The organism is Terrabacter sp. LjRoot27 (genome assembly GCF_964254175.1).
Classification (GTDB): Bacteria; Actinomycetota; Actinomycetes; order Actinomycetales; family Dermatophilaceae; genus Terrabacter.
Map to the genome: position 1 here is coordinate 2,400,029 of NZ_CAXUSS020000001.1, position 22,724 is coordinate 2,422,752.

Genomic DNA, 22,724 nt, shown 5'->3' on the forward strand with positions numbered 1-22,724 from the left:
AGGGCGTATGCCGCCGGGCGGGCCCGACGGCATACGTGCGCCCTTCGTGTCGGGCGGAGGTCGGACGCGCCTCAGACGGTGAACTCGTCGGCGACGTCGAGCGCCTCGTCGAGCACCGCCAGGCCCTCCTCTACCTCGGCCGGGGTCGTCGTGCATGGGGGCACGACGTGGGTGCGGTTGAAGTGGGTGAACGGCCACAGCCCGCGCTCCTTGCACGCTGCCGCGAAGGCCGCCATCGGAGCGGCCGCCTCACCCGCCGCGTTGTAGGGCACGAGCGGCTCACGCGTCTCGCGGTCACGCACGAGCTCGACGGCCCAGAAGACGCCCAGTCCGCGCACGTCGCCGACGCTGGGGTGCTTCGCCGCGATCTCGCGCAGGCGCGGCCCGATGACGTCGGTGCCGAGGCTCCGGGCGTTCTCGATGATGCCCTCCTCACGGAACGCGTTGATCGAGGCGACGGCCGAGGCGCAGGCGAGCGGGTGACCGGAGTAGGTCAGTCCGCCCGGGAAGGCCCGCTGGTCGAAGGTCCCCCGGATCTCGTCGGAGATGACGACGCCCCCGAGAGGGACGTAGCCGGAGTTGACGCCCTTGGCGAAGGTGATGAGGTCGGGGCGGATGCCCCAGTGGTCGACGGCGAACCACTCGCCGCACCGACCGAAGCCGGCCATGACCTCGTCGGCGATGAGCATGATGCCGTGCTCGTCGCAGAGGTCACGGACGCCCTGGAGGTAGCCGTCCGGCGGGACGAGGATGCCGTTGGTGCCGACCACCGTCTCGAGGATGATCGCAGCGATCGTGTGGCCGCCCTCGACCATGAGCGTGTCGCGCAGGTGCGCGAGCGCGCGGTCTCGCTCCTGCTCCTCGGACTCGGAGTGGAAGGCTGAGCGGTAGGTGTAGGGGCCCCAGAAGTGGACGATCCCCGACAGGCCGGGCTCCGAGGGCCAGCGGCGCGGGTCGCCGGTCAGGGTGATCGAGCCACCGGTGGCGCCGTGGTAGCTGCGGTAGGTCGCGAGCACCTTGTGCCGGCCGGTGTGCAGACGGGCCATGCGGATGGCGTTCTCGTTGGCCTCCGCCCCGCCGTTGGTGAAGAAGACGGCGGAGAGCCCCTCGGGAGCGACCTCGGTGATGAGCCGGGCCGCCTCGCTGCGCGCGTCGTTGGCGAACGACGGCGCGATCGTCGCGAGCCGCGCGGCCTGCTCCTGGATCGCGGCGACGACCTTCGGGTGGTTGTAGCCGATGTTGACGTTGACGAGCTGGCTGCTGAAGTCGAGGTAGCGCTTGTCGTCGTAGTCCCAGAAGTAGGAGCCCTGGGCCCGGGCGATGGGCAGCGGGTCGATGAGCCCCTGGGCCGACCACGAGTGGAAGACGTGGTCACGGTCGAGGGTGCGCACCTGCTGCTCCGTCATCCCGTCGAGGAGGTCGGCGATCACGGTGCGCTGGTCGAGGTCGGTCATGGGTGGGTCCTTCTCTCTCAGCGGGTGCGCGGGAAGCCGAGGTCGACGGTCGAGGTGGCCGGGTCGGGCCACCGCTGCGTCACGACCTTGCCGCGCGTGTAGAAGTTGATGCCCTCGGGGCCGTACATGTGGGTGTCGCCGAAGAGCGAGTCCTTCCAGCCGCCGAAGGAGTAGTAGGCGACGGGCACGGGGATCGGCACGTTGATGCCGACCATGCCGACCTCGACCTCGTTCTGGAACCGGCGTGCTGCGCCACCGTCGCGGGTGAAGATCGCGGTGCCGTTGGCGTACTGGTTGCGGTTGATGAGGGCCAGGCCCTCGTCGTAGGTCGCGACGCGCACGACCGACAGGACGGGGCCGAAGATCTCGTCCCGGTAGACGGTCATGTCGGGCGTCACGTCGTCGAGCAGGGTCATGCCGAGGAAGAAGCCGTCCTCGGGCACGTCCTGCTCGCGCCCGTCGACGACGACGGTGGCGCCGGCCTCCGCTCCGGCCGCGACGTAGCCGGCGACCTTGTCGCGGTGCTCGCGCGTGATGAGGGGACCCATGTCGGTGCCCTCCGCCGAGCCGGGGCCGACGGTGAGCTTCGGCAGGCGGGTGGAGATCGCGGAGACGAGCTCGTCGCCGACGTCACCGACGGCGACCGCGACCGACAGGGCCATGCACCGCTCACCCGCGGCGCCGTACGCGGCGGAGACGATGGCGTCGGCGGCCATGTCGATGTCGGCGTCGGGCAGCACGAGGGCGTGGTTCTTCGCGCCGCCGAGGGCCTGGACGCGCTTGCCGTTGGCGGTGCCGCGCTCGTAGATGTACTTCGCGATGGGGGTCGAGCCGACGAAGCTGACGGCCGCGATCTCGTCGTGGTCGAGGAGCGCGTCGACGGCCTCCTTGTCGCCGTGCACGACGGTGAAGACACCGTCGGGCAGGCCGGCCTCCTTCCACAGCCGGGCGAGGAAGAGGGCAGCCGACGGGTCCTTCTCGCTGGGCTTGAGCACGAAGCTGTTGCCGCAGGCGATGGCGTTGGCGCACATCCACAGCGGCACCATGACGGGGAAGTTGAAGGGCGTGACGCCGGCGACGACGCCGAGGGGCTGGCGGATGCTGTAGACGTCGACACCGCTGGCCGCCTGTTCGGAGAACCCGCCCTTGAGCAGCTGGGGCACACCGGTGGCGAACTCGACGTTCTCGAGGCCACGGGCGATCTCGCCGACCGCGTCGGACAGGACCTTGCCGTGCTCGGCGGTGACGATCGCGGCGAGCTCGTCGGTACGCGTGTGCAGCAGCTCGCGGAAGGCGAAGAGCACGGCGGCCCTCCGCGACAGCGAGCTCGTGCGCCAGTCGCGCCCGGCGGCGACGGCGGTCTTGACCGCCGCGTCGACCTCGGCGGCGGACGCGAGCGCGACCTCACCGGTCTGGCGCCCCGTGGCGGGGTCATGGACGGGCGCGGTGCGGCCGGAGGTGCCGGGCACGAGGGCGCCCGAGATCCAGTGGTCGATGGACGTCACGGTGGGGGTCGTCATGCTCCTCACGCTACGTTCCAGTTGCACCCCATACAAAGCATTGATTGCTATGTTACGAACATGCGCGCCCTCATCTCCTCCATCGAGGAGCGCCTCGACGCCCCCACCGCCAAGGGCCTCGCCCAGGCCGTGTCCCGGGCGATCCGCGACGCCACGCTGGTCCCCGGTGACCAGCTGCCGCCGATCCGTCGCGTGGCCGAGGAGCTGATGATGTCCCCGACGACGGTGAGCGCCGCCTGGCAGCTGCTCGCCCGCTCGGGCACCATCCGCTCGGACGGCCGCCGGGGCACGACCGTCGCCCCCACCGCTCGCGGCGGGGAGCGCTACACGAGGGCCTTGCGGCACGAGTCGCCGGTGAGCCTCGACCTGTCGACCGGCATCCCGGACAGTGCCCTGCTGCCCGCCCTCGTCCCGGTGCTGTCCGCGCTGACCGACCCGACGACGCCGAGCAGCTACCTCGACGACCCCGTGCTCGACGAGCTGCGGGACGAGCTGACCCGCGACTGGCCGTATGCCGCCGACGACCTCCTCGTCGTCGACGGCGCCATGGACGCGCTCGACCTCGTCACCCGCGCCCTGCTGCGTCCGGGAGACCTCGTGATCGTCGAGAACCCGGGCTTCCCTCCCCTGCTCGACCTGCTCGAGGACCGCGGCGTCGCCGTCGTCGGCGTGCCGCTCGACGAGACCGGCCTCGACCTCGACACCGTCGAGGCGCTCCTGCCCCGCCGACCCGCCGCGGTCGTCATCCAGCCCCGGGGACAGAACCCGACCGGCGTGTCGATGTCGCCCACCCGCGCGCGACGTCTGGCCGCGCTGCTCGAGGGACGCGACTGCATCGTCATCGAGGACGACTCGAGCGGCCCGATCTCGACGTCGGCCGCGACCAGCCTCGGCCGGTGGATCCCCGACCAGGTGCTGCACGTCCGCAGCTTCAGCAAGTCGCACGGGCCGGACCTGCGGATCGCCGCCCTGAGCGGCCCGGACGCGCTGCTCGCCCCGGTGCGGCACGCACGGGCCATCGGACAGGGCTGGACGAGCCGGCTGCTCCAGCGGGTCCTGGCCGGACTGCTGCGCGACGAGGGGTGCGCCCGCGGGATCGCGTCGGCCGGCGCCGAGTACGCCCGCCGCCGGGAGCTCGTCGTCCGCCGTCTCGCGGAGCACGGCATCGAGGTGCCCGGCACCGACGGGCTCAACATCTGGGTGCCGGTGCGGGACGAGGCGGCGGCGGTGCTGCGGCTCGCGAGCCAGGGCATCGCGGTCACGCCGGGGTCACCGTTCTCCGTCGAGCACGTCGCCGGACCCGAGGGGCACGTCCGCGTGACGACGGGGCTGGTCCGCGAGAACCATGCCGAGGTCGCCGACCTCATCGCCGAGGCTGCGAGCGCCGGCGCGTGGACGGCGCAGCACCGCTGAGCTCCACGTCGAGCACCGGCACCCGAGGTCGACGAGAATCGGTGGCGCGCGGTGTCCGATCCGGCCCGGGGTGTTCGTTGCACAGGTGAGAGGCGGCCCGCACGGGCGGCCCGAGTCACAGGAGATGGTCCGACATGCAGTACCTCGTATCCGTCATCGACGACGGCACCGGCCCGGAGACCGCCACCGAGGAGGCCGCCATCGATGCCTTCAACGACCGGCTCCGGTCCGAGGGCTACTGGGTCTTCGCCGGCGGCCTCGGCTCCCCCGACCCGGCGACGGTCGTCGACAACCGCGGCAGCGAGGCCGTCTTCACCGACGGGCCCTTCCTCGAGTCGAAGGAGTACCTCGCCGGCTTCTGGATCCTCGAGGCGCCGGACCTCGACGTCGCGCTCCGGCTGGCGGCCGAGGGATCCAGGGCCTGCAACCGCAAGATCGAGGTGCGACCCTTCCTGTGAGCCGGGTCGACGTCCGCGAGGCGATCACCCGGGTCCACCACGACGAGTGGGCCCGGCTCGTCGCCACCCTGACCCGCCGCTTCGGTGACCTCGACCTCGCCGAGGACGCCGCGGCCGAGGCGTTCGCGACCGCCGTCGAGCTGTGGCCCGCCGACGGCATACCCCCCAACCCCGGTGCGTGGCTGACGACGACGGGCGCCCGTAAGGCGATCGACCGGCTGCGGCGCGAGAGCAAGCGGGACCACAAGCACCAGGAGGCTGCGATGGTGCACGACGACCTCGGCTCCGAGCCGCTCGGCGCCATCGACGACGACCGGCTCCGTCTCGTGTTCACCTGCGCTCACCCCGCGCTGGCGATGGAGGCCCGCGTCGCCCTGACGCTGCGGATGGTCGGGGGCCTGACCGTGCCCGAGATCTCCCGGGCCTTCCTCGTGCAGGAGTCCGCGATGGCTCGGCGCCTGACCCGGGCCAAGGCCAAGATCGCCGCGGCCCGTATCCCGTACCGCGTGCCGACCGCGGAGGACCTGCCGGCGCGGGTCTCCGGCGTGCTCGCCGTGCTCTTCCTCGTCTTCAACGAGGGCTACCTCGCCTCCGGTGCGGACACCGACCCGGTCCGCCAGGACCTCACCGGCGAGGCGATCCGGCTCACCCGGATGGTCAGGGACCTGCTGCCCGACGACGGCGAGGTGGCCGGGCTGCTCGCCCTGATGCTGCTCACCGAGGCCCGCCGGGAGGCCCGGGTCTCACCGGCCGGTGAGCTGGTCCCCCTCGACGAGCAGGACCGCGGAGCCTGGGACCGCGCACTCGTCGCCGAGGGCCACCGTCTCGTGCGCGAGCGCCTCGACTCAGGGGCGGCACCGGGTCGCTACCAGGTCATGGCCGCCATCAACGCCGTCCACACCTCGGCCCGCGGGATGCGTGACACGGACTGGTCACAGGTCGTCGCCCTCTACGACCAGCTCCACCTCCTCGACCCCTCACCGATCGTGGCTCTCAACCGGGCCGTCGCCCTCGCCGAGCTCGACGGGCCGGAGGTGGCGCTGGCCGTCGTCGACCGTCTCGCGGACGCGTTGGCCGGCTACCACGCGTTCCACGCGGTCCGGGCCGACCTGTTGCGCCGCTCGGGTCGCGACGAGGAGGCGCGCGAGGCGTACCGACAGGCGGCCTCGCTGGCCGGGAACACGGCCGAGTCGGCCTACCTGACCCGCCGCCGCGACGAGCTGGCCTAGCGTCGCCCGGCGCCGTCCCGGAGGGCCTCGACCACCTGGGAGAGTCGTCGCTCGCGGGTCTCGTCGGTCCTGGCCGAGGACACCGAGAGCGCATGCGCCTTCTGCTTGCCGGCGGACAGGGCCGTCCAGGCGGCCCGCAGACCGGGGTCGGCGTCGAGGACCGCTCGGAGGGTATCGGGCACGTCGACCTCACGCGGTGCGTCGTCGACCTCGAGCCGGACCTCGACCTCGTCACCGGCCCCGCGTCCTGTCGCAGCCCGCGTCTCGGCGTTGAAGGAGACGAGGAACCGGCCGCCCATGGAGGCGATCGACGTCCGGTAGGTGTAGCCGCCGTCCACCGTCACGGAGACGCGTACCCGCTTGCCCCGGGCGAAGGCCGCGACGACCTCTTCGGGGACAACGATGCCCACGTTGTTGCCGCCTGTCGCCTCGAGGGTGGTGCGGAACGTCCGGACGGTCTCGCCCACGGGGTCAGGCCCGTCCGGCGTCTCTGGCCTTGAGGCGCAGGTCCTCGGCGCGGACCTGCGCGAAGGTGTCGCGCTCGGCGACGAGCCAGTCGGGCATCTCGTCGAGGACGGCCTTGATCTCGTCGGTCGTCAGGTGCTCTCCGACCCCACCGCGGGCCAGTCCCGAGTTGGAGATGCCGAGCCGCCGGGCCGTCTCCTGCCGGGTGTGGGGCCCGTTGCGGCGCAGGGTCGCCAGCCACTCCGGCGGCTCGGCCTGCAGCGCGTTGAGCTCGGTGCGGCTGACGACGCCCTCCTGGAACTCCGCAGGGGTCTCGGACAACAGGACGCCGAGCTTCTTCGCGGCCGTCTGGGGTTTCATGGTCTGCGGCTTCGGCGTGGGCATGGGTCCAGCCTAGGGCGTCACCCGACCACGCCGGCCCGCACGTCAGGCAGCGGAGCGACCAGCCGTGTCCGCTCCGGCGGTCCGGTGGCGCCGACGCGGTGGACTAGCCTCGGAGGGACCTGTCCCGACCGCGAAGGCCCACCATGACGGATCCGTTCCACGTCGAGTTCGTGCCCGGCGTGACGCCCGACAAGTGGCTGCGTGTGTGGAGCCAGCGCCTGCCGGACTCTCCCCTTCAGGCCGCCCCCGTCGAGGACGCCGACGCCCTGGCCCACCTGCGCGACGGCACGTCCTCGATGGCGCTCCTGAGGCTGCCGGTCGACCGCGACGGTCTGCACGTCATCCCCCTCTACGAGGAGGTCCCCGTCGTCGTCGTGGCCAAGGAGCACGTCATCGCGGCGTTCGACGAGGTCGACGTCGCCGACCTCGGCGAAGAGGTCCTCATGCAGGACCCCGCACTCGTGCCCGAGTGGGTGGCGGTCGCCACGTCGGAGGTGCGGGACCGGGCTGCCGCCATGCCACCCATGACGACGAAGCAGGCGGTGTCCGTCGTGGCGACGGGCTCTGGCATCGTCGTCGTGCCGATGTCGGTCGCGCGACTGCACCACCGCAAGGACGTCGTCCACCGGCCCGTCACCGGCGTCGCGCCCTCACGGGTCGGCCTCGCGTGGAGGGTCGACGACGACGACCCCCGCATCGAGGACTTCATCGGCATCGTCCGGGGCCGGACCGAGCGCAGCACGCGTGGCGGCGGGTCGGACCCGACGTCGCCGTCCGGCTCGGACGGGCCGGCCGGGCAGCGCGGCAACGCCAGCTCCTCCAAGACCTCGAAACCCGCCAAGGGCGCCAGGACCTCGGCCGGCTCCCGTGCGCACGGCGCCGGGTCCCGGCGCGGTCAACAGACCGGGCGCAAGGGCGCGACGCGCGGCGGTGGCCCCAAGCGCAAGGGCCGCCGGTGAGCTCAGGGCAAGCGGCCGGCTCGACGGAACTGGACGGGCTCCCTTGGCGCTGGGGCGAGTTCGGTGCATCGAGCCTTCCCGACCGTCTGGTCGGCCATGCCGGCCCGGTCGTCAGCCGCGCGGTGACGGTCCGCGCCGAGCCCGCGGTCGTCTTCCGATGGCTCTGCCAGCTGCGCGTCGCGCCGTACAGCTACGACCTCGTCGACAACCTCGGGCGCCGGAGCCCCGGCACCCTGACACCGGGCCTCGAGTCCCTCGCGGTCGGACAGCGCTTCGCGACGATCTTCACCCTCGTCGACTGGGTGCCCGACGAGCTGGTCGCCCTCGAGATCACCGCGCCGGCCGGCATACGCCTCTTCGGGAGGCTGCCGCTCGTCTACCAGACCGTCCCGCTCCCGGGCGGGCCGGAGGCGCGCACGACCCTGCGCGGCGACATCGCGCTCCCCCGCGCCGGGTCACGCTCCGCCCGCGCACGGTCGGCCGCCCTCGCGTGGGGAGACCTCGTGATGATGCGGCGTCAGCTGCTGACGCTCGCGCGCCTCAGCGAGGAGACCGCAGGCTCGACACGATCGTCGTGAGGTCGGCCGCACCGACCCCGGCCAGCGTGTCGATGTGCACGGCGCCCTCGACCTGGGGCACGGGCACGACGTGCGGGATCGCGATGGTCGGGACCCCGGCGGCCGTCGCGGACCGGACGCCGGCCGGTGAGTCCTCGATGGCAATGCACTCGGCGGGCTCGGCGCCCACGAGACGCGCCGCCGCGAGGTAGGGCTCCGGGTGCGGCTTGCCGTGGCTCACCTCGTCACCGGTCACGAGGTAGTCGAACGCCCCCTCCGGGAGTCGACCGACGACCGTGTCGGCGAGCGAGCGCCACGACATCGTCACGAGCAGGGACGGCACCCCGAGGTCGCCGAGCTCGAGCAGCAGCTCCCGCGCACCGGGACGCCACGGCACGCGCTGCTCGACCTGGGCGATGACCCGCTCCAGGAGGGCGTCGATGATCTCGGGGACCGTCAGCGAGATCCCCGACTGGTCGATGATCAGCTGCGCCGAGACCTCGAGGGCGTTGCCGACGAGCTGGTGGGCGAACTCGTCGTTCCAGACGCCGCCGTGCGCCGCGACGAGCTCGTGCTCGGCCTGGATCCAGTAGGGCTCGGTGTCGACGAGGGTGCCGTCCATGTCCCACAGGACGGCAGCCGGGAGGGCCGGCACCGTGCGGTCGGGGTCGGCGGTGTGCGAGAGGGTCACCGGGTCAGTCCTCCGGGTCGTAGGCGAGGTTCGCGGAGAGCCAGCGCTCGGCCTCGGCCAGCGTCCAGCCCTTGCGGTCGGCGTAGTCCTGAACCTGGTCGCGGCCGAGCCGGCCGACGACGAAGTACTGCGACTGGGGGTGCGAGAAGTACCAGCCCGACACCGAGGCACCGGGCGCCATGGCCATGCTCTCGGTCAGCGTCATGCCGGTGTTGGCCTCGACGTCGAGCAGGCGCCAGAGCGTCTCCTTCTCGGTGTGCTCGGGACAGGCGGGATAGCCCGGGGCCGGACGGATGCCGGCGTACTGCTCCTTGATGAGGGCCACGTTGTCGAGGTGCTCGTCGGGCGCGTAGCCCCAGAACTCCTTGCGGACCCGCTCGTGCATGCGCTCGGCGAAGGCCTCGGCGAGGCGGTCGGCGAGCGACTCGAGCAGGATCGCGTTGTAGTCGTCGAGGTCGGCCCGGAACGCCGCCACCCGCTCCGCGCCACCGAGACCGGCCGTGACCGCGAAGCCTCCGATCCAGTCCTTGGTCCCCTTCGGGGCGACGTAGTCGGCGAGCGACCGGTTGGGCACCCCCGCGCGGTGGTCGCCCTGCTGCCGCAGGTGGTGCAGCACGGTGAGCGGATCTCTGCGGGCGTCGTCGAGATAGACCTCGACGTCGTCGCCGACGGAGTTGGCCGGGAAGAAGCCGATGACGCCGTTGGCGGTCAGCCACCGCTCCTCGATGACCTGGTCGAGCATGGCCTGCGCGTCGTCGTAGAGCTTGCGGGCGGCCTGGCCGCTGGCCGGGTTGTTGAGGATGTCGGGGAAGCTGCCCTTCATCTCCCACGCGTTGAAGAAGGGTTGCCAGTCGATGTAGCGGCGCAGCTCACCGAGGGGATAGCTGCGGAACACCTTGACGTGCTGGGAGATCCGGTGCGAGCGGGTGATCGAGGAGACGTCGTGGTCCTGCTGGAGCAGCAGGTGCGGGTGCGGCGGACGGTAGCCGGACCAGTCGACCGGCGTGCGTCGCGCACGGGCCTCCTCGAGCGCCAGCAACGGCCGGTCCGCCTTGCCCGCGTGCCGGGCACGCAGCGAGTCGTAGTCCTCCTTGACCTTGGCCATGAGGGTCGGCCGCAGCTCGTCGCTGAGCAGGGCCGCGGCGGTCGGCACCGAGCGGGACGCGTCCTTGACCCAGACGACGGGGCCGTCGTACTTCTGGTCGACCTTGACCGCCGTGTGGGCGCGCGAGGTCGTCGCTCCGCCGATGAGGAGCGGGATCGTCAGGCCCTGGCGCTGCATCTCGGCGGCGAAGCCGACCATCTCGTCGAGCGAGGGGGTGATGAGCCCCGAGAGGCCGATGATGTCGGCGTCGTGCTCGCGGGCTGCGTCGAGGATCTTCTGGGCCGGGACCATGACGCCGAGGTCGATGACCTCGTAGTTGTTGCACTGGAGCACGACGCCGACGATGTTCTTGCCGATGTCGTGGACGTCGCCCTTGACCGTGGCCATGACGATCGTGCCGTTCGTGTCCTTCTGCGTCGCCAGCGAGGGGTCGTCGATCTTCTCCTGCTCGATGAACGGGATGAGGTAGGCCACGGCCTTCTTCATGACGCGCGCGCTCTTGACGACCTGCGGGAGGAACATCTTGCCGGCGCCGAAGAGGTCGCCGACGACGTTCATGCCGTCCATGAGCGGACCTTCGATGACCTCGATCGGTCGGCCCCCGCGCTCGGCGATCTCGGCGCGGAGCAGCTCGGTGTCGGCCTCGACGTGCGCGTCGATGCCCTTGACGAGCGCGTGCGTGATGCGCTCCCCGAGCGGCAGGGCGCGCCACTCCTCCTCGCTGACCTCGGCCGCCTGACCGACCTTGTTGTACTCCTCGGCGATCTCGAGCAGCCGCTCGGCCGCGTCAGGACGCCGGTTGAGCACGACGTCCTCGATGCGCTCCCGCAGCTCCGGGTCGACCTCGTCGTAGACGGCCAGGGCGCCGGCGTTGACGATGCCCATGTCGAGGCCGGCGCCGATCGCGTGGTAGAGGAACACGGCGTGGATCGCCTCGCGCACCGGGTTGTTCCCGCGGAAGCTGAACGAGACGTTGGAGATGCCCCCGGACACCTTGGCCCCGGGGAGGTTCTCCTTGATCCAGCGCGTCGCCTCGATGAAGTCGAGGCCGTACGAGGCGTGCTCCTCGATGCCGGTCGCGACGGCGAAGACGTTGGGGTCGAAGATGATGTCCTCGGCCGGGAAGCCGACCTCCTCGGTGAGCAGGCGGTAGGCGCGGGAGCAGATCTGCCGGCGCCGCTCGAGCGAGTCGGCCTGGCCGTCCTCGTCGAACGCCATGACGACCGCGGCGGCGCCGTACTTGCGCACGAGCCGGGCCTGCCGGAGGAAGGGCTCCTCCCCCTCCTTGAGGGAGATCGAGTTGACGATCGCCTTGCCCTGCACGCACTTGAGCCCGGCCTCGATGACCTCCCACTTCGAGGAGTCGACCATGACGGGCACACGGCTGATGTCGGGCTCGCTCGCGACGAGCTTGAGGAAGCGGTCCATGGCCGCGACCCCGTCGATCATCCCCTCGTCCATGTTGACGTCGATGACCTGGGCGCCGTTCTCGACCTGCTGCGCGGCCACCGACAGGGCGGTGTCGTAGTCGCCGTCCTTGATGAGCGTGCGGAACCGGGCCGAGCCGGTGATGTTGGTGCGCTCGCCGACGTTGACGAAGAGGCTGTCGTCGGTGATGGTGAACGGCTCGAGGCCGGAGAGGCGCATCGCCGGCGTGACCGTCGCGGGCTCGCGGACCGGCTTGCCCTCGACCGCCTGCGCGATGGCGGCGATGTGCTCGGGGGTCGTGCCGCAGCACCCTCCGACGAGGTTGACGAGGCCGGCGTCGGCGAACTCGCCGACGATGCCGGCGGTCTCGTCGGGCGCCTCGTCGTACTCGCCGAAGGCGTTCGGCAGCCCGGCGTTCGGGTAGCACGACACGAACGAGTCGGCCAGGCGGGCCATCTCGGCGATGTAGGGGCGCATCTCCTTGGCGCCGAGGGCGCAGTTGAGCCCGACGGCGAGCGGCGACACGTGCCGGATGGAGTCCCAGAACGCCTCGGTCACCTGGCCGGACAGGGTGCGTCCGGATGCATCGGTGATGGTGCCGGAGACGACGACCGGCCAGCGGCGCCCCTGCTCCTCGAAGAGCGTCTCGACGGCGAAGATCGCCGCCTTGGCGTTGAGCGTGTCGAAGATCGTCTCGATGAAGATGACGTCGCTGCCGCCGTCGACGAGCCCGCGGGCCGCCTCGAGGTAGGCCGCGACGAGCTGGTCGTAGGAGACGTTGCGCGCGCCGGGGTCGTTGACGTCCGGGGAGATCGAGGCCGTACGCGTCGTCGGCCCCAGCGCCCCCGCGACGTAGCGCGGCCGGTCGGGGGTGCGATCCGTCATCGCGTCGGCCTCGCGGCGGGCCAGCGCGGCCGCCTCGACGTTGAGCTCGTAGGCGAGCTCCTCCATGCCGTAGTCGGACAGGGAGATCGCGTTGGCGTTGAAGGTGTTCGTCTCGATGATGTCCGCGCCGGCCTCGAGGTACTCGCGGTGGATCCCGGCGATGATCTCGGGCGCCGTGAGCGTCAGGAGGTCGTTGTTCCCCTGGACGTCGCTCGGCCAGTCGGCGAAGCGCTCGCCGCGGTAGCCGGCCTCGTCGGGCCGGTCGCGCTGGATGGCCGTGCCCATGGCGCCGTCGAGGATCATGATGCGCTGGCCGAGCGTGGCGGTCAGGCTCTCGGTGGCGTCGGGTCGCTGCTGCGACTGGGACAACGTGGCTCCTCTCGGCGGCACCTGTTTCGTGCCGAGTGACGGGACCGGCCCGATTCTACGGACCTGCTGTGTCCGGCGCGTCGCCGCCCGCACTGCGGTCACGCGACCGCGCCACACGGCATACCCCGTCCGGTCGCTGCGTGGGCAGCGGACGTCTCCCCGACGCGGGTGGGGCGCGCCCGCCCGCTGGACTCCGGCGCTTCGGTGGCGGCAGGTCCTAGGCTGGAGGTGTGGACGCGAGCGCGCCCACGGTGAAGGAGACATGGTGCTGGAGTTCGAGGACGTGCCGGAGCTGACCGATCCGGTGCTCATCGCGGCCTTCGAGGGCTGGAACGACGCCGGCGAGGCCGCCACGAGCGCGGTCCGCCACCTCGCGGAGGTCTGGGACGCGGAGGTCGTCGCGGCCTTCGACCCCGAGGACTACTACGACTTCCAGGTCAACCGCCCCCGCGTGTCGCTCGAGGAGGGTCGGCGCATGCTGGCCTGGCCCACGACCCGCATCCTCGTCGCGACCGAGACCGGCTTCGACCGCGACGTCGTGCTCGTGCAGGGCATCGAGCCCTCGATGCGCTGGCGCGCCTTCTCGATCGAGCTGCTCGAGCTCGCCGACCAGCTCGGCGTCACGACGATCGTCACGGTCGGCGCGCTGCTCGCCGACGTGCCGCACACGCGCCCGATCCCCGTCACCGCCACCGCCGAGGACGAGGCGGCGATCCACCGCTTCGACGTCGAGGCCTCGCGCTACGAGGGCCCCACCGGCATCGTCGGCGTGCTCAGCCACGCCGCCTCCGACGCGGGCATCCCGACTGTCTCGGCGTGGGCCGCCGTGCCGCACTACGCCGGCGGAGCCCCCTCCCCCAAGGCGACCCTCAGCCTGCTGCGCCGCATCGAGTCCCTCATCGGTGTCACCGTGCCGCACGGCGAGCTCGAGGAGAACGCCCGGGCGTGGGAGCGCGGCGTCGACGAGCTCGCGCAGTCCGACGAGGAGGTCGCCGAGTACGTCCAGTCCCTCGAGGAGGCACAGGACACCGCCGAGCTGCCCGAGGCGAGCGGCGACGCGATTGCGCGCGAGTTCGAGCGCTACCTCCGCGGGCGCGACGACGACCAGACGGGTCGCTAGGACCTCCTCGGCGACCCACCGACCACGTATGCCGCCGGGTGCCCTCGGGTGCCCGGCGCTCGCGTCTCAGGTCCCCCGGCCAACGGGCCTTCGGCGCGAGACCTACTGCACCGTTACGGAGTGTGCGAGGCGAGCTCACGGACGGTCGTGAGCGTCCGCATCTGCCGATGAGCGCGCGTTGCCGCGTCGCCTGCTTCTACACCCTCCCTTGCGGGAGGATGCTTTGATGACCGTCGACGCCCAATACCGAAGAGCCTTGTCGGACCCGAATCTCACGGAGCGGATCCGACAGGGCGCGTACTCGGTGCAGGTAGCGCGGAGGCTGCTCAACGCGGAGGACATCCATCAGGCGTTGGCAGGGGTCGATCACCCGGATCTGCGCCCGCGTGACCTCGACGAGATCGCGACGTCGTCGGATGCGCTCCGACGGTACGTTGCCGCGAGTTCCACGCGGGCCGGCGCGCTCACGCTCGCGCGGCTGGCCGAGGACCCCGATCCACGCGTCCGGGAGGCAGTCTCGGGCAATACGAGCACGCCTCCCGACGCCCTCAGGAAGCTGTACGACGATCCTTCGATGCGGCCGGCGCTCCTCGCAAACCATGCGTTGCCGCAGCAGCTCATCTCCGACGTGTCCTGCGACGAGCTGTCTGCGGCAGCAATCATCGGATTCCTCGCCTGGCGAGCAACTGGGTCATCGGGGATTCCTGGAGACCACGTGTTCGCGCGGATCAACGAATCCGAAAGACCTGCGCCGTCTGCTGGGGAAAGTGTCGGCCAGTACGCCACCCGTGCAGGATTCCCACCACGCTGAGTACGCCGGTTACGCGATCTTCAAGCACGCCACGGACGCCCGCTCGCAGCCACCGCGGTGTCGACTTGGTGCGGCCACGAGGACGCTCATGCCGCGGACGGGACGTCCGATCCTGCCGCGGTCAGCGCGGTCGTGCCGAGAAGCGGACGTTCTTCGGAGGCGCTCTAGCGTCAGTGACGGAGCCACCGCCGCGGGCGGCGTCGTCGCTCCCGGCGTCGTCGAGGGGCCGCGGCTCGATGGCGCCGAGATGTTAGATGAATCGAATGCCGTTGACAGTGTCGTCGAGGTGGGTGACCGGGGTCTTGGTGAGCCCGCCCCGTACGCAGCGAAAGACCTCTACCGTCGGGCTTCGCCACGTCACGCCAGGGGCCCGTCAGATTGAGGGCGGCGGCACACCGTGATGTGGTCACGCCTCCGGTTGCAAGCTGGGTTGGTTTTACGCTCAAGGGATCCGTTTCGATTCGGTGCGGTTCAACCCGCCCGAAATGTCGGTTGGTCCGCTACGATGCACGATGCACGGCTCACTGCCGTGCGTCGGTGCAGACAGGGGAAAAAGATGCTGACAACTACGTGGAAGCGTCGCTGCGGCTTGACAGGGAGCATCGCAGCAGTGCTGCTCTCAGCCACCGGCGTAAGTTTTGCGGCTGCCTCCATCCCGTCCAGCTATTTCACCTTTTCCACAAGGTCAAGTGGTAGCGCTGAATCGCCTACTTTCGGTCCTCTCAACCCGATGCGGCTGTGCTCAGATGTGCAGAACTCAACGTCGTCCACGTTGCTCTACAGCCGTTTGATGCGCAACCTCCAGTTCTCTCCCGACCCCGTCCAGCGCGATTACTGGCCGACGTACAGTGCCGCCTACGGCTGCAACCCCAATACGTTCAACGGATCGAGCGGCGAGGGGTACTACACGTCCGCTTCATGGGCCTCCGAGTCGACGGGCCACCCGGGCTTCGTCCAGATTACGAAGTAGGTGCTCGATCCAGTTCTCGTCGTGCAGGGCCTCGCCGTAGATTTCGGTTCGACTCAGGCCCTGCGCGACGTCACACTTGTCATGGAACCGGGTGAACGTATCGGTTTGCTCGGTCGCAATGGTGCTGGCAAGTCCACACTGTTCGACGCGATTATCGGCGCGGCTCGTCCGAGTGCAGGACAGTTGGTGTACGGCCAAGGCGTGCTGGACTCGCCCCGCCGTTGGCGCTCTTGGCGGGCATGTGTGGGCCTACTGCCTCAACGGTTCGCTTTCGACCCGGCCCTCACCGCGCAGCAGACGGTCGAGTACTCGGCGTGGTTACACGGCGTTCCGAAGAGAGGTCGCGACGTCAAAGTAAGCTCTGCCCTGGATGCCGTGGCGCTCTCTCGTTCGGCACAATCGTCTCGCATGTCAAAGTTGTCCGGCGGGATGGTGCAACGGGTCGGCCTGGCCTCCGCGCTGGTACACGAACCATCCGTGCTTCTGCTGGATGAGCCAACCACTAGCTTAGACATCGAACAGCGGGCGATTTTCCGCGAGCTTTTGCTTTCCATGGACACACGCGCCGCGGTCCTGATGAGCTCTCATCTGGCTGAAGATTTGGCGGCAACCTGCGAGCGACTCCTCATCATCGAACAAGGCCGGATCGTTCGCGATGGGCCCATGCACGAGGTGTGTGGGCTCCCCGATAACTCAGCTGTGACGGGGCAGGAGCTTGAGGCGGCGTTCCAACGCACTCTTCAAGGAACGTCTTCAGGACGGCTGTCGTAACGTGCCATTCCGTCGCAACCCCGTCCTGTGGGTCTTCCCGCTCCTCTTAGGGCTCCTTGTCGGTTCGTTGGCGCTGGATCCGGCTGCGACCTGGCCGGGCTGGTGGCAGCGGACCACGGTACAGATTCACACGGCCACCCTGATGCTGCTTGGGACCGCCACGCTGGCGGCCTCGGCGTGGTTAGTAGCCGTGGCTCGAGCCCGCGGACTCTTGGGCCGCCAAGCTGCAGTCCCGAGGACGGGTCCTGCCATTCTCGTCGGACTGGTAGCCCCCGTCTGGATAGCCAGCGCCTCGTGTTGTCTCGCCCTGCTCCTCGTGGCCAGCATTCGCTCCGCGAGCCAGTCCAGTGGTATGCCTTCTTGGCCGCTGGTTGCTCTAACTGTGGCGTTCCTCCTCGTTCAGAGCGCGTTCGGGTCCGTGTGTGGCATGTGGTTACCGCGATTTGTAGCCCCAGTCGTAGCGGTTGTTTTTTTTATGGTTTTCACTTCGACGCAGTGGTATGTCACCGGAGCCGAAGTAACGTGGGGACGTTTATTGCCAATCCTTCAGCAGCCGTTCTGGGATCCTACGTTGCAGGCGTCAACCCCTAGGATCTTGCTTACAACGTTCTGGTTGGTGGCGTTTGCGGCCCTTCTATTCGTGATCGCCGGACTGAAGAGGCCACTCACTCCGGTCAAGTCCACCCGAGCGTTGGCTCTTCTGATGATCTCCGCCTTGTCACTGCTACTGGTCCTGGTCACAGTCGTGCCGGCGGGCAGCGCGGCGTTTGCTGACCCGATGCCTCCCCGGGAGGATGTCGTGTGCGAGGCCGCAGGGGGAGGTCAGGTTTGCGTTCGTGGTCGCGAGCGGGATCTTCTCCCGACGTTCCGAGCCTCGTATCAGCGTCTCGAAAGTGCAATCGGGACCTTAGACGCCATGCCACGCGCCCTTAAAGAAGAGGGCCTGGAGTTGACGGCCGGAGATTCGCCCGTCACGCTCATCGCTCGGCACCCGTCCGTTGACTCAATCCTACTAAGTCAAGCCGGTCTCCTGGTTGCGTATTCACCGAGCGGATGCCCTCGCACAACTGAGCCATCGCTCGGTCAAGAGCAATGGTCGCAGATCTTCGGAGAGCTGCTACTGCGGCGACTGGGTTTGCCTCCCCAGGCCGACCCTTATGCTGCGGTGCAGCGTCTGGAGCGTTCGACGCGCGCCGTTCAAGATGATTGGATCGATCGAGCGCAAACAGCGGTGTCCAACTGCGCCGCAGTCCCTCGTCTCCCATGAGCCCCTCGGACAGGCAACGTCCCGCAGCGCTGCAACCTTCGACCTCGCTCAGTCTGCGTGCATTGAGGCGACCCGGGCCCGGGCTCACATTTCTTCGAACACGTCGATATCAAGTGGCAGGTCCAATGATCGCGGTCACGCTTCTCGTCTTTTCGACGTTCCTCCGAGACCTATCCCTTCCAATAGGCGCCTTGACGGCCCCAGTTCCCCCGTCCGCTCTGATGATCCGGGTTGCTGAGCCCTCACTACTGGCAGCACTATGCGGACTGACGCTTCATTCCGGTATGGCCATGATGGAATCGGCATCGTCGAGACGCATAACATCCTGGCACATGTCTGCGCATGCCAGCCTCTTGTCGGTGACCCTCCTTGTGGTATCCGTGCAGGGTCCGACCGCATACGTCAAAGGGTCGTTGGTCGTGGCCACAGTTGGCTACCATGCCATTGTTATGATTGGCACGGCGGTTTTCGGTACATTCGGCTCGATGTTGAGTCTCGTATTCGCTTTCGCCGTCGTTGTGATGGGGGTCGACGGGGTAAATCACCCCGCATGGTGGGCCTGGCCTCTCCAACCGGACATTGCGCATCAGGCCGCGATCGTGCTGTTGCTGTGGCTCGCCGGAGCCGCAGCGTTGATAGCTCGTCAAAGTCGCCGTACTGGGCTCGTGCAGGAGTAGATCAGACAACCGGCTCTGCCGCGGACGGGACGTCCGACATTGCCGCTGTGGGTTTTCTTTTTCGGGGGTCGGGTGGTGTCTTGCCAAGGACGGCGTCGCGGGCTTCGCGGAGGTCGTTTAACACAGCCAGAGCTCGGCCCACGAGTAGGCAGATGTACCTAGATGCCGCAGCGGCACCCAGTTTCTGAAATCGAGTGGCCTTCAGCCCATATGTCAACAAGCGTCAGAGCGGCATTTGAACCTTTCCGAACCTTTAAGCACCTTTGAACCTTTCAGTGGGCTAGAGCGACTAGCATCACACCCATCCACTAGTTCTCGCGAAGGAGCGTGCTCTCATGTCTCAACTGCGCCGAAGAAGGTCGGCCACGCTTGTCGTAGGGGCTGTGGCAGCCCTCGTGCTGAACGCGTCCGTATCGTCCGCGACGGAGTCGGTCACAACTTCCATCGCAGGCACCGAGTCCTGCCCCGCGGGCTCGGTTGTTCGGTTCTACGTCACCACGACATACAGCCAGCTCGTGTCTGGTTACTGGCCCTCAAGCCGGACCACCGCGAACTCGACCCAGTACGCCTCCAACCAGGCAAGCTTCCAAACGACGTCCCAGTCCACGTCGTGGAAGGTGACAGGCCCGTCCCTGCAAACCGCCGACTCGTACTGCTCACCCTGACGATGTCTGAACGAGCTCTACTCAATGAGACAACCGGAAGCGTGCGGCCGCTGCGAGTTGTCGAGCCCCAGGACGTGCGGGACCTTTGCCTCCAGGCCCTAACTCTCTTTGGTATCCCCGCCGTCCCTCGCGGCAATACGGCAATCGACTTTCCCGACGATCTAGACGATCGCGACGCCGACCTTCAACACGCGGTTCTTCGCCTGGTTGAGCTGAGGTTCCCGACGTTGGGCGACCCACGCTCGGCCCTCGTCGAGCCAACGCACGACACGTAAGAGCCGGAACCCGAAGCCCAAACGAGCCGGCACGATCCTGATCGTCCACGTCTGAAGGCCGACCAACAGGTGGGCCCGAATCAAGCCGTCACCGTGGACCTCGATCAGGTTGACACAGCCAAGGCATGATGTCGCTCACGGGGTCGACAGGCAGAACGTGCGACGATCTCGTCGTGAGAACGATGGGTGGTCTTATCCGGCTCTTCTCAGATGAGTGTGGGGTCATAGGTTCAGGCCTCCTCCGATGAGGAGCATTCTGAGCCGGTAGTTCTCGCGGTTGCGGAAGCCTCGGGCGACGCGTCGGTGCAGCTCGATGAGGCCGTTGATCGCTTCAGTGCCGCCGTTGTTCGCGCCGCCGGTGGTGAAGTACGCCAGGAATGCCTCACGCCACTGCGCCAACGTCCGTCCGAGGCGGGCGATCTCTGGGATCGGGCACGAGGCGAAGCTGTCGAGGATCTTCTCCGCGACGACGCGGCCTTGGGTGTGGTTGCTCTGGTGGTAGGTGGAGCGGACCTGCTGGGCGCACTGGTAGGCGACCCACACCTCGTCGTGACGCTCGTCGGCGGCGATCGCTGCGGCGAGCCGGGACCGTTGGCGTTCGGTGAGGTGCTCGGCGCCGGCGTGCAGGATGTTCCGGATCCGATAGAGCGGGTCGTTCTTGCGGCCGCGGTGGCCGTGGATCTCCTGCTGGACGCGACGCCGGACCTCGTCGACGGCCTGGATGGCCAACTTCACGACGTGGAAGGCATCAAGGACGGCGACGGCGTCCTGGAGCTGGTCATCGATGGCGTTCTTGTAGCCGCGGAATGGGTCGAGCGTCGCGACCTGCACCCGGGCTCGGAAGGCCTCGCCGCGGTCGCAGAGCCACCCGGCGTACGCGGGGCCGGAGCGGCCGACGACCAGGTCGAGCAGCCGCGCCCGCACGATGTCCTTGCCGGGGTTCTTCGGGTCGGGTTGGCGGGTCAGGTCGACCATCCCGGTCAGCTCCTTCGGGCCACGCTTGATCGGGGACACGTGGTGCCACACGTGCTCATCGACCCCGAGGGTGGTGACCCCGTCGAACCGGGACTCGTCCGCGGCAGCGTCCTCGAGCAGCGGCCGGATCGAGGACCACACCGTGTCCCAGCCGGTGCCGAGCTGCCGGGCGAGCCCGTGGATCGAGGCGTGCTCGTGGCGGATCTGCTCGATGGCCCACCGGCACGCCCGCGCGGTCAGCAGCGCCCTCGGCCGGGCGATCTGCTCGTCCTGCTCGACGAACGAGACGCGCGGACAGGACGGCTCGGGGCACACCCAGCGCCGCTTGCGCCACACGACCGTCACCGACCGTCCAGCCCACGGCGCATCCACCAGACGCACCTCGACTCGGCCGTGTCCGTGGGCCAGCACCCCGCACGATGGACAGCCCATCACCGCCTGTTCGGACTCCACGGCGACGCTCAACGCGCCGTGCTCGTCACGGGCCACGGCAGTCACGCGTAGGCCGTCCAGGCCGACAAGAAGGTCACAACGGTCGCAGTAGCCGCCCAGCGCGGAGCAGCACGACGTAGGCTCGGGCACGTCGAGGTCCTAGAGATCAGGAGAGGTAAGAGTCCTCTGATCCTCCGGGACCTCGACCCATTCCCAGCTCAGGCAGCGACCCCGCGCGTCGCGTTCACCCCACACTCAACTGGGAAGAGCCTCTTATCCCTTCAGACAGCGCCCCTGGGAAGACCTCGACCGGGAGTTCGACTCCTGGTCCACGACGCATCCCGAGTTCCAGCACATGTTCGCCATCGTCACGAGCGTGCGAGAAGCGTGCGCGGTGGAGGTTCTCGCGGCATCCACTTCGATGCACGACTTGTTAGTCCTGCCCACTCCTCTGCCAGACCCGCCCTATGACGTGGTCGCGGTTCGGCCCCCAACTCGATGTTCAAGGTGGCTCCTGGCTCAGTTCTCATCGAGCACCTGTCCGTAACCGGGAGGAACGACCGCATCGTGCGCCCTGCTGCGGCCGCCGTCCCGCCGTTTTGACGCTTCATGATCGAGAAGTTCGGGGTCGCCCCCAAGTTGTGCGAGCGACCATCATAGAACCGCCGGGGAGCACCGTCTGACCACCAGCGGTAGGCGTTACCGCTCATGCCGCGGACGGGGTCGTCCGACATTGCCGCTGGGAGGACGGGACGTCCAACATTGCCGCGTTCAGTGCCCCGCGCATGGATTCGAACGGGTGTGGCAATCTGCTTTCGTGATGATGCGGCCTCAGCTCGTGAACCGAGTTGCGAACCCCTTGCCTGGCGTAGCGGCAACGGTGCTGGGGTTCGCCGCCCTCGCACCTGAGAGTGGGTGGTGGGTGGCGGGCTCAGTCCTGATCCCAGTCGGTGCGCTCGTGGCGGTGCGCGGTTATCGACTTGGTGTCGAGACCCACCAAGCCTCGGTCCAGGTCCGGGGCATGTTGCGCACGCGCTCGATCCCACGAGGTGCCATTCAGCAGATCACCGACTGCCCGGCCATTGCGTGGACGGATACGACCGGTCGTGCGCGCTGGACCCCGGTCACGGCGTTCATCACACCAGGGCGCACCTTGACCCCGATCGCGTCGCACCATGCTGACTGCGTGAAGCAGCTGCGCAAGTGGGCAAGGAGTCGGTGACCCCGGATCATCGAGACCGAGCAGGCGCTGTTAGCAATGCGCTGTCATGCCGCACTGAGGACGGCTACGCTCGTCCGAATCTGCCGCACTGAGGACGGCTACGCTCGTCCGAATCTGCCGCACTGAGGACGGCTACGCTCGTCCGAATCTGCCGCACTGAGGACGGCTACGCTCGTCCGAATCTGCCGCACTGAGGACGGCTACGCTCGTCCGAATCTGCCGCACTGAGGACGGCTACGCTCGTCCGAATCTGCCGCACTGAGGACGGCTACGCTCGTCCGAATCTGCCGCACTGAGGACGGCTACGCTCGTCCGAATCTGCCGCACTGAGGACGGCTACGCTCGTCCGAATCTGCCGCACTGAGGACGGCTACGCTCGTCCGAATCTGCCGCACTGAGGACGGCTACGCTCGTCCGAATCTGCCGCACTGAGGACGGCTACGCTCGTCCGAATCTGCCGCACTGAGGACGGCTACGCTCGTCCGAATCTGCCGCACTGAGGACGGCTACGCTCGTCCGAATCTGCCGCGTTTGTGGCAGGCGGTCCGCGCCGAAGCGACCGGGGCTGGCTGCGTCTTTACAGAGAAGATGGCGGGTCTGTCAGGATCGATTCATGGTTCGG

At 68.8% G+C, this 22,724-nt stretch carries 15 protein-coding genes; 8 read left to right on the top strand and 7 right to left on the bottom strand.

What is annotated here, in order from left to right:
• Positions 1 to 71: 71 nt before the first annotated feature.
• Positions 72 to 1,454: an aspartate aminotransferase family protein gene (locus ACSQ2D_RS11265; protein WP_435986034.1), complete on the bottom strand. Its 1,383-nt coding sequence runs from the start codon at positions 1,452 to 1,454 to the stop codon at positions 72 to 74.
• 17 nt (positions 1,455 to 1,471) lie between these two features.
• A complete protein-coding gene (locus ACSQ2D_RS11270) occupies positions 1,472 to 2,974 on the bottom strand; it encodes a CoA-acylating methylmalonate-semialdehyde dehydrogenase (protein WP_435986035.1) in 1,503 nt (500 codons plus the stop codon).
• Positions 2,975 to 3,034: 60 nt separating this feature from the next.
• Between ACSQ2D_RS11270 and ACSQ2D_RS11275 the strand changes: the two genes are divergently transcribed.
• The 3 genes from ACSQ2D_RS11275 to ACSQ2D_RS11285 all read left to right on the top strand — a co-directional run bounded on the left by ACSQ2D_RS11275 (position 3,035) and on the right by ACSQ2D_RS11285 (position 6,074).
• A complete protein-coding gene (locus ACSQ2D_RS11275; protein WP_435986036.1) occupies positions 3,035 to 4,387 on the top strand; it encodes a PLP-dependent aminotransferase family protein in 1,353 nt (450 codons plus the stop codon).
• A 134-nt stretch (positions 4,388 to 4,521) separates the two neighbouring features.
• Complete coding sequence (locus tag ACSQ2D_RS11280; RefSeq protein ID WP_435986037.1) at positions 4,522 to 4,845, top strand: YciI family protein; 324 nt, start codon at positions 4,522 to 4,524, stop codon at positions 4,843 to 4,845.
• The gene (locus ACSQ2D_RS11285) at positions 4,842 to 6,074 is read left to right on the top strand and encodes an RNA polymerase sigma factor (RefSeq protein ID WP_435986038.1); all 1,233 of its coding nucleotides are present in this window, start codon (positions 4,842 to 4,844) and stop codon (positions 6,072 to 6,074) included. Before ACSQ2D_RS11280 ends, ACSQ2D_RS11285 begins: the two co-directional genes overlap by 4 nt.
• On the opposite strand, the gene ACSQ2D_RS11290 is transcribed toward ACSQ2D_RS11285, so the two are convergent.
• Both ACSQ2D_RS11290 and ACSQ2D_RS11295 read right to left on the bottom strand, forming a co-directional pair.
• Positions 6,071 to 6,541 (bottom strand): DUF1905 domain-containing protein, encoded by a 471-nt coding sequence (locus tag ACSQ2D_RS11290; RefSeq protein WP_435986039.1) that lies wholly within the window; start codon positions 6,539 to 6,541, stop codon positions 6,071 to 6,073. The two genes, ACSQ2D_RS11285 and ACSQ2D_RS11290, sit on opposite strands and share 4 nt — an antisense overlap.
• A 4-nt stretch (positions 6,542 to 6,545) precedes the next feature.
• Complete coding sequence (locus ACSQ2D_RS11295; RefSeq protein ID WP_435986040.1) at positions 6,546 to 6,923, bottom strand: DUF5997 family protein; 378 nt, start codon at positions 6,921 to 6,923, stop codon at positions 6,546 to 6,548.
• Positions 6,924 to 7,066: 143 nt separating this feature from the next.
• Here ACSQ2D_RS11295 and ACSQ2D_RS11300 point away from each other — a divergent pair, with 143 nt between their 5' ends.
• Both ACSQ2D_RS11300 and ACSQ2D_RS11305 read left to right on the top strand, forming a co-directional pair.
• Positions 7,067 to 7,882, top strand: coding sequence for a LysR substrate-binding domain-containing protein (locus ACSQ2D_RS11300; RefSeq protein ID WP_435986041.1), 816 nt, complete (start codon positions 7,067 to 7,069; stop codon positions 7,880 to 7,882).
• Complete coding sequence (locus ACSQ2D_RS11305; protein ID WP_435986042.1) at positions 7,879 to 8,460, top strand: SRPBCC family protein; 582 nt, start codon at positions 7,879 to 7,881, stop codon at positions 8,458 to 8,460. The genes ACSQ2D_RS11300 and ACSQ2D_RS11305 overlap by 4 nt, the downstream gene beginning before the upstream one ends.
• Here the strand turns inward: ACSQ2D_RS11305 and ACSQ2D_RS11310 are convergent.
• Both ACSQ2D_RS11310 and metH read right to left on the bottom strand, forming a co-directional pair.
• Complete coding sequence (locus ACSQ2D_RS11310; protein WP_435986043.1) at positions 8,423 to 9,130, bottom strand: HAD family hydrolase; 708 nt, start codon at positions 9,128 to 9,130, stop codon at positions 8,423 to 8,425. The genes ACSQ2D_RS11305 and ACSQ2D_RS11310 overlap by 38 nt on opposite strands.
• Positions 9,131 to 9,134: 4 nt before the next feature.
• Positions 9,135 to 12,917: a methionine synthase gene (metH, locus tag ACSQ2D_RS11315; protein WP_435986044.1), complete on the bottom strand. Its 3,783-nt coding sequence runs from the start codon at positions 12,915 to 12,917 to the stop codon at positions 9,135 to 9,137.
• A gap of 265 nt (positions 12,918 to 13,182) precedes the next feature.
• On the opposite strand from metH, the gene ACSQ2D_RS11320 reads away from it, so the two are divergent.
• The 3 genes from ACSQ2D_RS11320 to ACSQ2D_RS11330 all read left to right on the top strand — a co-directional run bounded on the left by ACSQ2D_RS11320 (position 13,183) and on the right by ACSQ2D_RS11330 (position 16,589).
• Positions 13,183 to 14,037, top strand: a complete 855-nt coding sequence (locus ACSQ2D_RS11320) for a PAC2 family protein (RefSeq protein WP_435987848.1) — start codon at positions 13,183 to 13,185, stop codon at positions 14,035 to 14,037.
• Between the two features lie 226 nt (positions 14,038 to 14,263).
• Positions 14,264 to 14,848: a hypothetical protein gene (locus ACSQ2D_RS11325; RefSeq protein ID WP_435986045.1), complete on the top strand. Its 585-nt coding sequence runs from the start codon at positions 14,264 to 14,266 to the stop codon at positions 14,846 to 14,848.
• Between the two features lie 991 nt (positions 14,849 to 15,839).
• Positions 15,840 to 16,589: an ABC transporter ATP-binding protein gene (locus tag ACSQ2D_RS11330; protein WP_435986046.1), complete on the top strand. Its 750-nt coding sequence runs from the start codon at positions 15,840 to 15,842 to the stop codon at positions 16,587 to 16,589.
• A gap of 3,106 nt (positions 16,590 to 19,695) precedes the next feature.
• Here ACSQ2D_RS11330 and ACSQ2D_RS11335 read toward each other — a convergent pair.
• Positions 19,696 to 21,030 carry an ISL3 family transposase gene (locus tag ACSQ2D_RS11335; RefSeq protein WP_435986047.1) on the bottom strand — a complete coding sequence of 445 codons (1,335 nt, stop codon included), beginning with the start codon at positions 21,028 to 21,030 and terminating at the stop codon, positions 19,696 to 19,698.
• Between the last annotated feature and the right edge of the window lie 1,694 nt (positions 21,031 to 22,724).

Excerpts from the sequence above, each read along its gene's own strand:
- ACSQ2D_RS11280 (WP_435986037.1), top strand. The coding sequence starts at position 4,522 with ATGCAGTACCTCGTATCCGTCATCGACGACGGCACCGGCCCGGAGACC.
- ACSQ2D_RS11325 (WP_435986045.1), top strand. The coding sequence starts at position 14,264 with ATGACCGTCGACGCCCAATACCGAAGAGCCTTGTCGGACCCGAATCTC.
- ACSQ2D_RS11270 (WP_435986035.1), bottom strand. The coding sequence starts at position 2,974 with ATGACGACCCCCACCGTGACGTCCATCGACCACTGGATCTCGGGCGCC.
- ACSQ2D_RS11300 (WP_435986041.1), top strand. The coding sequence starts at position 7,067 with ATGACGGATCCGTTCCACGTCGAGTTCGTGCCCGGCGTGACGCCCGAC.
- ACSQ2D_RS11295 (WP_435986040.1), bottom strand. The coding sequence starts at position 6,923 with ATGCCCACGCCGAAGCCGCAGACCATGAAACCCCAGACGGCCGCGAAG.
- ACSQ2D_RS11265 (WP_435986034.1), bottom strand. The coding sequence starts at position 1,454 with ATGACCGACCTCGACCAGCGCACCGTGATCGCCGACCTCCTCGACGGG.
- ACSQ2D_RS11275 (WP_435986036.1), top strand. The coding sequence starts at position 3,035 with ATGCGCGCCCTCATCTCCTCCATCGAGGAGCGCCTCGACGCCCCCACC.